Annotated in this window: 13 protein-coding genes; 1 reads left to right on the top strand and 12 read right to left on the bottom strand. The window is 72.7% G+C overall.

The genetic code is table 11. From position 1 onward, the window contains the following. Positions 1 to 122 precede the first annotated feature (122 nt). From ACIQOW_RS12010 to ACIQOW_RS11975, 8 genes are all read right to left on the bottom strand, one after another. A complete protein-coding gene (locus ACIQOW_RS12010; protein ID WP_401083178.1) occupies positions 123 to 803 on the bottom strand; it encodes a 2OG-Fe dioxygenase family protein in 681 nt (226 codons plus the stop codon). A gap of 224 nt (positions 804 to 1,027) precedes the next feature. Continuing rightward, positions 1,028 to 1,306, bottom strand: coding sequence for an acyl carrier protein (locus tag ACIQOW_RS12005; RefSeq protein WP_188294958.1), 279 nt, complete (start codon positions 1,304 to 1,306; stop codon positions 1,028 to 1,030). Positions 1,307 to 1,408: 102 nt separating this feature from the next. Continuing rightward, the gene (locus tag ACIQOW_RS12000) at positions 1,409 to 2,359 is read right to left on the bottom strand and encodes a 3-oxoacyl-ACP synthase (protein WP_401083175.1); all 951 of its coding nucleotides are present in this window, start codon (positions 2,357 to 2,359) and stop codon (positions 1,409 to 1,411) included. 1 nt (position 2,360) lies between these two features. Then, positions 2,361 to 3,296: an alpha/beta hydrolase gene (locus tag ACIQOW_RS11995; protein ID WP_401083172.1), complete on the bottom strand. Its 936-nt coding sequence runs from the start codon at positions 3,294 to 3,296 to the stop codon at positions 2,361 to 2,363. 45 nt (positions 3,297 to 3,341) lie between these two features. Then, entirely contained in the window at positions 3,342 to 4,115 is a 774-nt protein-coding gene (locus tag ACIQOW_RS11990; RefSeq protein ID WP_188294961.1) for an SDR family NAD(P)-dependent oxidoreductase, read from the bottom strand. Positions 4,116 to 4,307: 192 nt separating this feature from the next. Beyond that, positions 4,308 to 5,549 carry an MFS transporter gene (locus ACIQOW_RS11985; protein WP_401083168.1) on the bottom strand — a complete coding sequence of 414 codons (1,242 nt, stop codon included), beginning with the start codon at positions 5,547 to 5,549 and terminating at the stop codon, positions 4,308 to 4,310. Positions 5,550 to 5,596: 47 nt separating this feature from the next. Continuing rightward, a complete protein-coding gene (locus ACIQOW_RS11980; RefSeq protein ID WP_401083165.1) occupies positions 5,597 to 6,832 on the bottom strand; it encodes an ATP-grasp domain-containing protein in 1,236 nt (411 codons plus the stop codon). 170 nt (positions 6,833 to 7,002) lie between these two features. Next, positions 7,003 to 7,176 (bottom strand): lysine biosynthesis protein LysW, encoded by a 174-nt coding sequence (locus ACIQOW_RS11975; RefSeq protein WP_223243763.1) that lies wholly within the window; start codon positions 7,174 to 7,176, stop codon positions 7,003 to 7,005. Between the two features lie 316 nt (positions 7,177 to 7,492). On the opposite strand from ACIQOW_RS11975, the gene ACIQOW_RS11970 reads away from it, so the two are divergent. Beyond that, positions 7,493 to 8,698: an acetyl-CoA carboxylase biotin carboxylase subunit family protein gene (locus ACIQOW_RS11970; protein WP_401083162.1), complete on the top strand. Its 1,206-nt coding sequence runs from the start codon at positions 7,493 to 7,495 to the stop codon at positions 8,696 to 8,698. Positions 8,699 to 8,878: 180 nt separating this feature from the next. Here ACIQOW_RS11970 and ACIQOW_RS11965 read toward each other — a convergent pair whose 3' ends face one another. Genes ACIQOW_RS11965 through ACIQOW_RS11950 form a run of 4 tightly spaced genes read right to left on the bottom strand, consistent with a single transcriptional unit; the run spans position 8,879 to position 13,234 of the window. Beyond that, positions 8,879 to 10,141, bottom strand: coding sequence for an acetyl-CoA carboxylase biotin carboxylase subunit family protein (locus tag ACIQOW_RS11965; protein WP_401083159.1), 1,263 nt, complete (start codon positions 10,139 to 10,141; stop codon positions 8,879 to 8,881). Continuing rightward, entirely contained in the window at positions 10,138 to 11,106 is a 969-nt protein-coding gene (locus tag ACIQOW_RS11960) for a transketolase family protein (RefSeq protein ID WP_401083156.1), read from the bottom strand. The genes ACIQOW_RS11965 and ACIQOW_RS11960 overlap by 4 nt, the downstream gene beginning before the upstream one ends. After that, complete coding sequence (locus ACIQOW_RS11955; RefSeq protein ID WP_401083153.1) at positions 11,103 to 11,942, bottom strand: transketolase; 840 nt, start codon at positions 11,940 to 11,942, stop codon at positions 11,103 to 11,105. The genes ACIQOW_RS11960 and ACIQOW_RS11955 overlap by 4 nt, the downstream gene beginning before the upstream one ends. Beyond that, positions 11,939 to 13,234, bottom strand: a complete 1,296-nt coding sequence (locus tag ACIQOW_RS11950; protein WP_401083150.1) for a DegT/DnrJ/EryC1/StrS family aminotransferase — start codon at positions 13,232 to 13,234, stop codon at positions 11,939 to 11,941. The genes ACIQOW_RS11955 and ACIQOW_RS11950 overlap by 4 nt, the downstream gene beginning before the upstream one ends. Between the last annotated feature and the right edge of the window lie 5 nt (positions 13,235 to 13,239).

The raw sequence follows: 13,239 nt of genomic DNA, 5'->3' as shown, positions 1-13,239 counted from the left end.
CTCGCCGCTGTGCCGTGCCACGTCGTCGAGGTGGACGCTGCCGGTCGCGGAGGCCGGCGTCCGCCCGACGTGGGACCGGGCCTACCGCGAACCGGCCTACCGCGGGACGGGGTCCGTCTCCGTCAGCAGAATTCCAGGAAGAACATGTCGCGGTACCCTTCCGGATTCGGCGCGAGCACCTCCACCGGGGAAACCGAGTGCAGGCAGGTCTTGTCGTCCAGGAATATGTAGTCGCCCGGGTCGGCCAGGGTGCGGCTCAGAATCGACGACTCGGCGTTGTCGTAGAGCGTGCTGACCCCGCCGGCGATTCCCTGTCGCGCGACCAGCATCATGACGATGTGTTCGACGCCGTCCCGGTGGATTCCCTCCGGGGTCGGGTTTCCGGCCTCCCCCTCGGTGGCGACGATGCGGTGCTGGTGGATGTTGACGTGCCGGACCCTGGGCACCTGTTCGCCGTCGGGCGCCGCCTCCTCGATGCGGGTGGCGAAGTGCGCCAGCACCCGCCGGAACACCGGGGTGTCCAGCAGCGCCGGGTCGACCGGCTCGAAGCGGCGGACGACTCCGCCGTTCAGCTTGTTGATCTCCTTGCTCTGCAGGAAGCCCTCCTGGTCGACCACCCGGACGGTGTCGGCGTCGAGGTCGTAGGAGATCGCGGAGTACTTGCGGCGCCGGTACACGCCGCCGTCCCCCATGTGCGGGTCCAGCGGCAGGTTCTCCCAGAACCGGCCGAACCTGTCCCAGTCGTCGCTTTCCTGGAGCAGGTCGTCACGCACGTTGCCGAGCGAAAAGTTTGGCTCTTCCATTCTTTCGGTCTCCTCCGGACGGGATGTCGAGCCGGACGTCCTCGGCGAACGCCCGCTGGGAATTCGGTCTGCCACGTCGAAATGGACGATACGGGTGCGCCGGTATTCCGGGCGTCCGCTGCCGGTTCACTTCGACGACGCGATGCGTTGACTTCCGTCCTCCGCATTTGCGCATTTCGCTTACCCGGCCGGCGCGACCGTTCCCGGCCGGCCGCCGGGGCCCACTACGCGGCCGGCCGGCGCGCGTCGATCAGCGCGGCGAGGTCCGCGACGGGTGTCTCGCCGACCAGCTCGCCCATCTCCACGGTGACCGAGGTCTCCTGGAGGACCCGGAACTGCACGGCGACCACCTGTAGGGATCCGGCGCCGAGCTGACGCAGGGTCCGCCGGTCGACGTCCTCGGACTCGGGCAGCTGCACGATCTCGCGGACCAGGGTCCGCAGCCACTCCAGCGTGGCCCGGTCGACGCCGGCGGTCCCGGGCCCGCCCGGTGCGGCGCTCACTGCGCCCCGCCCTGGTCGGCGCGGGCCGTGACGGTCAAGTTCTGCACTTCGGTGACTCCTTCGTGGATGCGCGACGGCCGGTCCGCCGGCGCGGCCGTCCGGTCAGGCCGCGGGGTCCGCGGAGTCCGCGCGCAGCAGGACGCACACCCGCAGCCCGGACACGCTGGACGCCAGCAGGTAGAGCCCGCCCGGACGGACGGCGCCGGCGGACTGCCGGTCGACGAGGTTGATCAGCGGGTCCGCGGCGAAGCAGTGCCCGACCCTGGCGATGTTCGACGTGTCCAACTGGGCCTGGCGGAACCCGGCCTGGAGTTCCTTCATCGTCACGATCGGCAGGTAGATGTTGTTGTGCAGCAGGCCGTCGATCGCCTCGACCCCGATGCCGGTCCCGGCGGTCAGCCGCTGATTGGCCGCTCTGGCCAGATCGGCGCTGATCTCGTTGCCCCGGCCGAGCGTGGCCGGGTCCTGGGCGTACGCGTCGCCGACCCACGTGTAGGACTCCGGGGCGCCGTCCGACCGCCGGGTGACCAGGCAACTGGCCGCGCCGTCGCTGAACAGCGCGAAGTCGGCGATCCGCGCGGACTCGGCGGACACCCGGTCCGTCGTGATCACCAGCACGGTCCGGTGCCGGCCCGCGGCGACCGTCGAGGCGGCGGCCTGGAGTCCGGTGAGCAGGTTCGCGCACCGGTTCAGGGTGATCCCGGTGACCGGGACCGGCCCGAGCCCCAACCCGCCGAGAACCGACGCGATCAGCTCGCCGTGCGCCTCGACCTCTGCGGGGAAGGCGTTGGAGCACAGCACCAGCGCGTCGACCTCGCCCGGCTCGACGGCGGCCGCGCGCAGGGTCTCGCGGCCGGTCCGTACGGCGAGGGCGGCCAGGTCGAGCTCCGTGCGGTGGACCGCCCCCCAGCCCCACATCCCGGCGTCGGGCACCATCCGCTGCCGGTCGACGTACTCGGCGAACCCCTCGATGTCGGTGTGGTCGACCGGGGTCTCGCCGAGCACGTACCTGGGCGCGCGCAGGACCACGCCTGCGGTCTCGTCCGGCGCCATGTCACTTCAGCCGTTCGCGCAGGTACTCGGCGATCAGGTCCATCGCGTCCCGGGAGATCTCCAGGATCGCCGACATGGCCAGGAAGCCGTGCGTCAGGTTCTCGTACCGGTGGTAGTCCACCGGCACGCCCGCCCGGGCGAGCGCGTCCGCGAAGGCCTCGCCCTCGTCGTGCAGCGGGCAGTACTCGGCCGTCATCACCAGCGCCGGGGGGAGCCCGCCGAGGTCGTCCGCCTTGAGCGGCGAGGCCAGCGGGGAGTCCCCGTCGGCGGGATCGGCGAGGTACTGGCTCCAGAACCACGCGGACGAGTGGGCGTTGAAGAACATCGGGTCCTGGTTGTCCCGCATCGACTGCGTGTCCGCGGCGTTGTGGAACGGCGGGTAGACGAGCACCTGGGCGGCGATCTGCGGCCCGTCGTCGTCGGCCCTGGCCATCAGGGCCATCGCCGCGGCCAGGTTGCCGCCGGAGCTGTCCCCGCCGAGGGCGATCCGCGCGGGGTCGGCGCCGATCTCGGAGGCGTGCTCCGCCACCCACTTCACACCGGCGTAGCAGTCGTCGGTCGCGGCCGGGAACGGGTGCTCGGGCGCGAGCCGGTAGCCCACCGACACGACCACGCAGGGCGTCAGCTTGGCCAGCGCCCGGCAGATCGCGTCCGAGGTCTCCAGCGAGCCGACGACCCAGCCGCCGCCGAAGAAGTACACCAGTACGGGGAGCGGGCCGTCGCTCCGCGGGCGGTACACCCGGATCGGCAGCCGGCAGGCCGGGCCGTCGATCTCCAGCTCGAAGATCTCCTCGGGCTGCTCGTGCCAGTCCCAGGCCGTGGCCTCGGTCTCCGCGTCCGATCGCCTGGCCTCGTCGATGGACATCGTGTAGAGCGGCGTGAACCCGGTCGCGACGCGGTAGTCCCGGACACTCGCGATGGTCGGATCAAGCGGCATGCGAACTTCCCCAGTCCTTCGGCTCCGACGGTCTGTTCCGGACGCTCATCGGCCGATGAGGTGCTGCTGCGCCGACGGACGCATCCGCAGGCCGTGGATGCCGCCGTCCACGGCGAGCACCGTGCCCACCGAGGCGCCCGACAGCGGGCTCGCCAGGTAGGCGATCGCGCCGGCGATCTCGTCGGTCGTCACCAGCCGGCCCATCGGCAGGGTCTGGTTCATCGCCTCGCGCGCGGCCTCCGGGTTCGGCGTCCGGCTGAGCTGCCCGGTCACCCAGGGCGAGTCCGCCGCGCCGGGGGCGACGCAGTTGACCCGGATGCCCTCGCGGACGTGGTCCGCCGCCATGGCCAGCGTGAGCGCGTAGACCGCGCCCTTGCTGGTCGAGTAGAGGGCCCGCTTCTCCAGGCCGGCCCAGGCGACGATCGAGCAGGTGTTGACGATCGCGGCGGAGGGCGAGCGGCGCAGGTGCGGCAGCGCGTGCCGGGAGACCCTGACCATGCCGACCACGTTGATGTCCAGGACGCGCCGCCACTCCTCGTCGTCGTTCTCGGCGACGTTCCCGACGGCGGCGACGCCGGCGTTGTTCACCACCACGTCCAGCCGGCCGAACCGCTCGACCACGGCGGCCACGGCGGCCTCGACCTGGGCGTCGTCGGTGACGTCGGCCTCGATGCCCAGGATGTCGTCCGGGACGCCGTCCAGCTTGAGGTCGAGCACGGCGACGTCGGCGCCCCTGCTCTTCAGCATCTTCGCCGTGGCGAGGCCGATGGCCCCCGCACCGCCGGTGACGATCGCGGTCAGCCCTGTGAAGTCGCTCACTGGTTTCTCCTGTTCATTGCGGACGTTTGCGGACGATGTGCGGACGGTCTTGCGGGAAAAGGGGATGCCTCGGCGCGGCGTCACCGCGTGCGTGCGGACGCGCCCGCTTCGTGCGGCGGGACGTGGTCCCGGGTCAGGAATCCGGTTCGCCGGCCCCGGGGGCCGTCACCCGGCGGTCGTCACTCGGGGCCGTCACTCGGCCGCAGCCGCCGTGGCGGCCGGCCGGCGGAGCCCCAGACTGAGCTGGACGCTCAGCAGGCCCAGCACGGCGACCAGGATCCACAGCGCCCCCGGGCTGCTCGCGTACACGGCTCCGCCGACCACCGGGCCGGCGCCCGTGCCGACCGTGTACGCGGCGCCGTACAGCCCCTGGTAGCGGCCGACCAGCCCCGGCGGGGTCAGGCTCACCAGGTGGGCCTGGACGATCGAGGAGGACACCATCTCGCCGAGCGTCCAGACCAGCACCGTCGCCACCAGCGGGCCCATCCCGTCGGTGAACCCGGTCAGCGCGAGCCCGGCGCACGTGAACAGGTTGCCGGCGGCCAGCACGTACTCCGGCCGGTACCGGGCGACCACGCTGATCAGCGGCAGCTCCAGCAGCACCACCAGCAGACCGTTGAGCCCCATCAGGAGCCCGAAGTCACGCTCGCTCAGGCCCACGGCGGTGACGTGCAGGGGCAGGCCGACGCTGGTCTGGATGTAGACGAACATCGAGAACACGGTCATCAGCAGGAACCGCACCAGGGTGCGGTCGGCGAGCACCTGCCGGTACCCGACCGCCGGCTCCGCCACGGCCGGCTCCGCCGCCTCGTCGGAGCCGGACCCCTCCCCGGGCGCGTCCCGCAGCAGCACCGCCACGATCGCGCCGAACACCAGGAGCACGGCGGCCTCCACCAGGAAGAGCCCCCGGTAGGAGATGCTCGACACCACGCCGCCGAGCACGCCGCCCAGCGCCGCGCCGACGTTCTGCGCGAACCGGAGCACCCCGAAGGCGGCGAGCCGCTGCCCGGGCGCCACGCAGTCGACCAGCACCGCCGCCATGGCCGGCCGGTAGATCTGCGACACCACGCCGATGAGACCGACCACCACGACGACCAGCGGGAGCGGTCCGAGGAACGGCACGCTCGCCGTCAGCCCCGAGGTGGTCACGACCGACAGCAGGATGGCCGGCCGCCGGCCGATGGAGTCGGTGAGGTGGCCGCCGATGACGTTGCCGAGCACCCTGCCCAGGCCGGACGCGCCCAGCACCAGCCCCGCGGAGCCGGCGGAGTAGCCGCTCCTGGTCAGGTAGAGCACGATGAACACCGGCAGGAAGGTGCCGACCTGGAGGATCAGGTTGCCGAGGCTGATGATCCAGACCCGGTGGGGCAGGCCGCGCAGGGTGTCACGGAACCGCGGCTCGCCGACGCTCGACCGTACGGCTTTGTCGGACAACGTGACTCCTTACTCGGCGGCTTCTGCCCGGTCACCGGGGACGGGCCTCAGGGCCCCTCGGCGTAGAGGTGGTCGCGCTCGATCTCCCGCAGCTTCCGGTAGTCGGCGTCGAGCTGCGCCGGGTCCTCGGAGATGAGCAGGACGTACCCCACCTGGGTCGCGACGTCGATCGTCCGGGGCAGCGGCTGTCCTTCCGGGTGCCACAGGACGGTGCGGGCGTGGGACGGGAGCCCGCGGACGGCGGCCAGCGCCTCCTCGGACGGGACCACCCCGCGCTCGCTCGGGTTGACGAGGTGGACGAAACGCAGGCGTTCCAGCAACCGGTAGGCGGTGGTGGGCAGTCGGTCGAACCCGTCCGGATCCGTCACCGCCCGCACGACCAGGTCGACCTGGTTGGTGCCGAAGCAGCGGTCGAGGATCTCCGGGACCTGCCCCCCGCCGAAGCGTGCGGCGCACTCGACCAGCACCGGCCCCCTGGCGGTCACCATGACCTCGGTGTGGCCGGCCCAGTTCCTGATCTCCAGGGCGTCGAGCACCCGGTGGACGTAGGACTCCACCTCCTTGGCGACCGGATCGTCCGGCGCCAGGGGCTCGTTGTAGTCGTAGATGATGTTGCCGCCGGGCAGGCGGGTCTTGTAGTACCGCCAGATCTCCACGGTGTGGTGCCCGCCGTCCCGGCTGACCGTGTTGACGAAGTACTCGTCCCCGTCCAGGAACTCCTGCGCCAGCACCACGGTGTTGGGCATCGCGTGGCGGTCGGTGCTGGTCATGATCTTCTCGTGGACGGCGCGGACCTGCTCCGCGGACGTACACGCCACGACGTTGTCGGTGCCGGCGCTGGCGACCGGCTTCAGGACGACCGGGTAGCCCGCCGTCTTCTCGGCCCACTCGACGATCTCGTCGGCGTCGGACGAGACGATGGTGTCCGCGTGCTCCAGTCCGGCGTCGCGCAGGGCCAGGACCATGTCGTACTTGTTGCGGCGGGCCGTCGGCCTGCTCATCCCGTTGCCGGGAGTGCCGAGTTCGGCGGAGAGCCGGTCGGCCAGCTCGACGCCCGACTCGCCGGCCGCGATCACCCAGGCGACCTCCTGCTCGCGCAGCGCGGCCGCCGTCGCGTCGATGTCGCCGTCGTGCCGGATGTCGGCCACGAAGCCCTCGGGGAACGGCAGCCGGGCCATGTGGACGTCGGGGCTCGGCGACTGGACGTGCACGCACTCCATGCCGAGCCGGTGCAGCACGGGCAGGAGGTGGCGCCCCATCGAGAACGCGTCGACGAACGCCACGCGCCTCGTTCGCGCGCGGGAACTGGTTGGCATCGTCAGCTACTTCCCTTGTGAGTCGGAACGAACCCCGGACGGAGGTTCCTGGCGGGCCGGAGACCCGGTCGCGGCTGCGCACCGCCGACCCGCTTGCCGGGGAACCGGGGCGCCACCGCGCCCACCTGCCTGATCGCCTACTCGCCCCAGTCCTCTTCGACCTCGGGTGCGAGGGCGAGGACGGCCGGGCTCAGCGCCACGATCTCCAGCTCGCTCCGGCAGCCGGCGCAGTCGACGATCTCGTTGAGCCGCGCCGTTTGACTGATCTGCACCTCGTCCTCACACTCCGGACAGGCCAGCATGGTGCTCATGTGACGGTTTCCTTTCCATCGGTTGTTCCGGGGCGGAACGCCGTGTCGACGGCGGTGGGGACCGGTCCGCACCCTCGGTTCCGGTGGTGTCCCGGTGCGGTACCGGTCGGTCTGCCGCATCGAAAAGGACGGTACGGCCGGGTCGGCGCCGGGTGCGTCCGCGACAAGCTCATCCGTGGGGACGCACCGCGTTGACCTCGCCGTCCTTCGGCTACGTACCTCGCTTACCCCGGCGCGGACCCGCCCGTGCCACCCTCGTGCTGGTCTGGGTGCTTCTTTGCACCAGCCCTGGAACTCGGCCCGGAGGTCGCGGCGCGTGAAATCCGTACTCATCCTCTCCAAGTGGCAGGCCGGCGGCGTCCTCCTCGCCGCCGGACAGCTGCGGGCCCGCGGCCTGCGGTCGGTCCTGGTCTCCGAACTCGCGGACAACCGCCACCGTGACGACTGCGACGACCACGTCCTGGTGGACTGGGACGGCGAGGACGTGCCCGCGCTCGTCGCCCGGCTCGACGAGCGCGGGATCGTCCCCACCGCCGTCGTCAGCCTGATCGAGGCGCTGATCCCCTGGAAGGACGCGCTGGCCGCCCACTACGGCCTGCCGGGAGCCGGCGCCGGCCTGGAGGTGCTGGCCAGCAAGACGCTGGTCAGGGACCGGATGCGGGCCCTGGGGCTGTCCACCATGCGCTACTGCGGCGACCCGGCGGAGGTGGACTTCTTCCCCGCCATCATCAAGCCCGCCCGTGACTCCGCGGCCTCGCGGCTGGTCCACCGGGTCGACGGCCCGGACGAACTCCTCGCCTGGCAGCGCCACCTGGCCGACGGCGGGCACTCCGGCACCGAGATGGTCTACGAGGAGTTCCTGCCCGGCGTCGAGTTCTCCGTGGACGGCCCCGTCGTGGACGGCCGCTTCCACCCGGTCCTGGCGGTCGAGAAGCCCGACCACGACGACGTCAGGCACCACGACGCGGGGCTGCGGGTCCACCCGCCCCAGCAGGACCACGTGCGGGCGGGCGTGCGCGCCCTGACCGAGGCGGTCAGCGCGTTCTGCGCCGACCTGCGCCTCGACCAGCACTGGCTGCACGTCGAGGGCCGGTCCGACGAGGACGGCCGCACGGAACTGGTGGAGATCAACCTCAGGTTCGGCGGCGGCATGTACCCCACGGCGATCCGCGAGGTCAGCGGGATCGACCCGATGGAGGCGGTCGTCTCCATGGCGCTGGGCGAGTTCTCCCTGGACCGGCTGGGCCCGGTTCGCGACCGGGCGATCGTCGGCTGGGTCGACGTGGAGGCCGAGGAGCTCGGCCGGGTCGAGATGCGCACCACGGAGGACGACCTGCTCGGACTGCCGGGCGTGATCAAGGCGGAGCTGGTCGACGGCTACCTGGTCCACAGCCTGGAGCAGGAGAACTACTTCATCCGCTTCGCGATGACCGCCGACTCCGTGAGCGAGTTGCGGGCCCGGGCCGAGACCGTCCTGGGCGCGCTCGACTACCGCATCGTCCCGCCCCCGCACACGGACTGAACCGGCACCACGACGCCCCGGTCCCCACCCCGCCGCTCGGGGGTGGGGACCGGGGCGTCGTCCGCTCCGCCGGTCCGCGGGCACCCGGCCGGCCCGGAACGCCGGCAGGGCGTGCCCCGGGGGCCCCTTCCGGGTCCGCGGGACACGCCCTGAGGCACCGGCCACGCGCCGGTCCACGGGTCAGCACACCTGGATCAGCGGCTCCGCCTCCACCCGGAACGCCGCCGCGGTGCGCTGGACGGCCTCCTCCACGGCGGCCGTGGACGTGCCGCGGAAGCGGAACCTGCCGCCCACGTGCTCGTAGTAGGAGTCGGCCTCCGGCAGCACCTCGCCCGGTTCCAGCACCACCTCGGCGTACGGGCCGGGCGACCGCCCGAGCATGGACGTCACCGCGGTGATCCGGCACGGCCTGCTCTCCGGCGCCGGGACGAGCAGCCAGCCGCCGACCTCCTCGCCGCGCAGCGCGGGCAACGCCCGCGGGGGCAGGGCGAGTTGGTTGCGGAACGCGACCTCCATCAGGTCGAGTCCGTGGATCTCCCGCCACAGCAGCGGGATCTCCGCTCCCCCGACCCTGGCGCCGATCTCCAGGAAGGTGCACGTCCCCGCCGCACGGTCGACGAACACCTCCAGGTGGAACACGGTGGGCCGGTCCGTGAGCGCGCGCAGGACCCGCCCGGCGAAGTCGGCGACGAGCCGCTCCAGCGCCGGATCGCTCTCCTCGACGGAGCCCAGGACGGTGCCGCCGCGGAAGTCCATGCAGTTGTTGAGGTAGCGGGACGCCCGGACGACGGACACCGTGTCGCCGTCGCCGGAGCCGTCGACGTGGAAGATCGGGTTCGGGTCGAACGTCTGGACCAGGTACGGCCCGTCGTCGAAGCGCAGCCCGGCCAGCTCCTCGGGCGTGTCGATCCGGACGACGCCCGAACTGGAGCTGCCGATCGTCGGTTTGACGATCACCGGCCACCCGTGGACCCGCGCGAAGGACAGCACGCTGCCGGCGTCCGGGGCCGGGGCGAAGTCCGGGACGGACAGGCCCGCCGCGGCGACCTTGGCGACCATCACCAGCTTGTCCCGGAACGGCAGCAGCTGGTCGGTCCGCGGCCCGGGGACCTGCCACCGCTCGCGCAGCGCGGCCCCGGCCAGGAGGTCGTCCTCCTTGAGCGCGACGATCCGCTCGGGTCGCCCGTACCGCCGGACCAGGTCCTCGACGGCCGCGGTGACCTCGGGCAGGTCGTCGGTGGCCTTCACCACGGCGACGCCGGCCGCCGACCCGGGCACGGAGGCGAGCCCCACCTCGGTGCTCACGTACGTCACCCGGTGGTACCGGTGGTCGATGTAGCCGGCGTACTCCGCGTACCGCTCACCCCAGCGGTTGACCACGATGACGTGCGACGACGGTGGCAGCTCGGTCGTGACGGGCCCCGACTCCCGTGCCGTGGTCACGCGGTGACGTCCACTCGCTCGGTCCGCCCGGCGCGGGCCGCCGCGTCGAGGGCGGTGCGGACGGTCCGCACCACCCGCTCCGCGGTGAGGCCGTAGTGCGCGACCAGGTGTTCCTGGTTGCCGACCTCGTCGACGAACCGGTCCGGCATGCCCAGCCTCAGCACCCGGGTGGGCGCCTCCTCGGCCACCGCCTCGGCCACCGCGCCGCCCAGGCCGCCGCTGCGCCAGTGCTCTTCGAGGGTCACCACGAGCGAGGCCGGCCGGACGGCGGCCACCAGCGTCCGCGTGTCGAACGGCCGCAGCGTGTGCATGTTCAGCACGGTCGCCTCGATGCCCTGCCCGGCGAGGAGGTCCGCCGCCGCGAGGCAGGCGAGCACCGGGTACGGGCCGCAGCTCGCGAGCACCACGTCGCCGCCCTGCCGCAGCGTCTGCGCCTTCCCGATGACCGGCGGCGGGACGGCGGGCAGCGCCGGGGACGGCTTGCGGCCGAGCCGGAGGTAGAGCGGTCCGGCCAGCTCCAGGCTCTGTTCGACGAACGCCTCCGTGGCGGCGGCGTCGGCCGGGACCACCACGGTCATCCCGGGCAGGACCCGCATCACGGCGAGGTCCTCCAGGGCCTGGTGGGTCGGGCCGAGGTGGCCGGCGGCCAGGCCGCCGTGGGTGGCCGCGATGCGGACCGGCAGCTTGTTGTAGGCGATGTCGATCTTGATCGGTTCCAGGGCCCTGGACGTGGCGAAGGCGGCCATCGTGTTGACGAACGGCATCCGCCCGGACGCGGCCATCCCGGCCGCGATGCCCATCAGGTTGTGCTCGGCGATGCCGAGGTTGAGGTACTGGTCGCCGGCCGCGGCGGCGTGCTCGGCGCCGAACAGGCCGGTGTCGGAGTCGAGGCACATCAGCTCGGGGTGCCCGCCCAGCAGGGCGAGCAGCCTGTCCCGGTAGGCCTCTCGGGTCGCACGGCTCATTCGGCGGCCTCCGTGGAAAGGGCGCGGATCGCCCGCGCGTGGTTGCGCGGCGACAGCGTCACGTAGTGGCTGGCGCTGCGGCCGGCGAGGAACGGGAGCCCCTGGCCCTTGACCGTGCGGGTGATCAGCACGCTCGGCTTGCCCGGCTCCCACGGGGCGGCGGCGAGGTGTTCCGCCAGTGCGGCCGGGTCGTGCCCGTCCACGTCACGGACCGCCCAGCCGAAGCTGCGCCAGCGGTCGGCCAGCGGCTCCATCGGCGCGATGCCGTCGGTGGCGCCGGTCAGCTGCAGTCCGTTGCGGTCCACCACGGCGACCAGCCGGTCCAGCCGCAGCGACGCGGCCGCGATGGCCGCCTCCCACACCGAGCCCTCCTGGAGCTCGCCGTCGCCGAGCAGCACGAAGCTGCGCGAGGCGCGGCCGGCGTAGCGGGCGGCCAGCGCGAAGCCGCAGCCCAGCGCGAGGCCGTGGCCGAGCGATCCGGTCGGCAGCTCCACGCCGGGCACCGCCCGGACCGGGTGGCCCATCAGCCTGCTGCCGGGGCGGCCGTATCCGGCGAGTTCCGCGACCGGGAAGAACCCCCGTTCGGCCAGCGTCGCGTAGAGGCCGACGGCGGCGTGGCCCTTGCTGAGCAGGAAGCGGTCGCGGTCCGGGTCGTCCGGCCGCCGCGGGTCCACGTTCAGCACCGAGAAGTACAGCGCGGTGAGCACGTCGGCGCAGGAGAACGCACCGCCGAGGTGACCGCCCTCGGGGCCCGCGCACATGTCGACGACGTGCGCGCGGATGCGGGCGGCGACCGCCTCCAGCGAGTCCCGCTCCAGGAGCTGACCCGTGGTCACGACGCCGCCTTCGCGAGGGTGGCCACCATGTCGAGGTTCTGCCACACCTTCTCGAAGGCGTCCGCGTACAGGGCGAGCAGGTCCCCCGAGCCCGGGTGGAGGTGGCGCTTCTGGATGGTCAGGGAGTCGGCGATGACCGCGCGGGTCACCGGATAGCCCTCCCCCGCGACCGTGCCGGGCGCGCCGGTCACCGCCCACGGGTGGCCCGAGCCGAAGCCGACGCGGTCCACGAACACCTTCTGGTCGGGCAGCGGCATGAGCTGGTACTGCGACATCGGCACGCCCTCGGCGCGCAGCAGCCGCCGCACGGTCGAGCGCAGGGCCTCCGGCCGCACCCCGTCCAGACCGAACGCGGCCGGGTCGAACCGGAACCGCAGGATGTGCCAGGCGTGGGTGGTGTCGGGGAGCGCGGTCGGCACCCGGAGCCCCGGCAGCTTCGCGAGCCGCGCGAGGAACCCGGTGATGTTCCGCTGCCGCGCGCGCTCGTACTCGTCGAACCGGGCGAGCTGCGCGACGGTGAACGCGGCCTGGAGGGCGTTCATCTTGTGGTTCCAGCCCAGGCCGTACGAGACGTAGTCGCGCTCGCGGCCGGCCTCGATCACCTCGCCGAACTGCCGGCCCCGGCGCATCGCCCCGGCCAGCTCGTCGTCGCCGGTGACCAGCAGGCCGCCCTCGCCGCAGGTCGGGATGTTCTTGCTGACCTGGAGGCTGAACGAGCCCGCGTCGCCGATCCCGCCGACCGGCCGCCCGCGGTGGGTCGCCCCGGGCGCCTGGGCGGCGTCCTCGACCACCCTGAGGTCGTGCCTGGCCGCGATCTCGGTGATCCGGTCCATGTCGGCGGGCGCGCCGTGCAGGTGCACGGGGATGATCGCCCTGGTCCGGTCGGTGATCCGGCGCTCGATGTCGTCCGGATCGATGTTGAAGGTGACCGGGTCGATGTCGGCGAACACGGGCACGGCCATCTGGTGGACCGGGGCGAGCCCGGTGGCGATGAAGCTGAGCGCGGGCACGATCACCTCGTCCCCGGGCCCGACGCCGAGCGCGGCCAGCGCGAGGGACAGGGCCGCGGTGCCGTTGGACACCGCGACGCAGTGCCCGAAGCCGAAGCGCCGGGCCCAGCTCTCCTCCAGGATGGAGACGGCGTTCACGCCGTCCGTGTCGGACACCAGCCGCGGGCCGTCGAGCGCGTCGAGGACGGCCTTGCGGTCCTCGTCCTCGATCAGCGGCCACTCCACCCGGCGCCGCTCCCTCGGCACGGCCGCGGTACCGCCCAATGCTGCCAGCTTGCTCATCATTC

It is taken from the genome of Kitasatospora sp. NPDC091335 (assembly GCF_044757205.1).
In the GTDB taxonomy this organism is placed as follows: Bacteria; Actinomycetota; Actinomycetes; order Streptomycetales; family Streptomycetaceae; genus Kitasatospora.
Note: the sequence above shows the minus strand (reverse complement) of the source record. Positions and strands in the feature narration are given on the sequence as shown.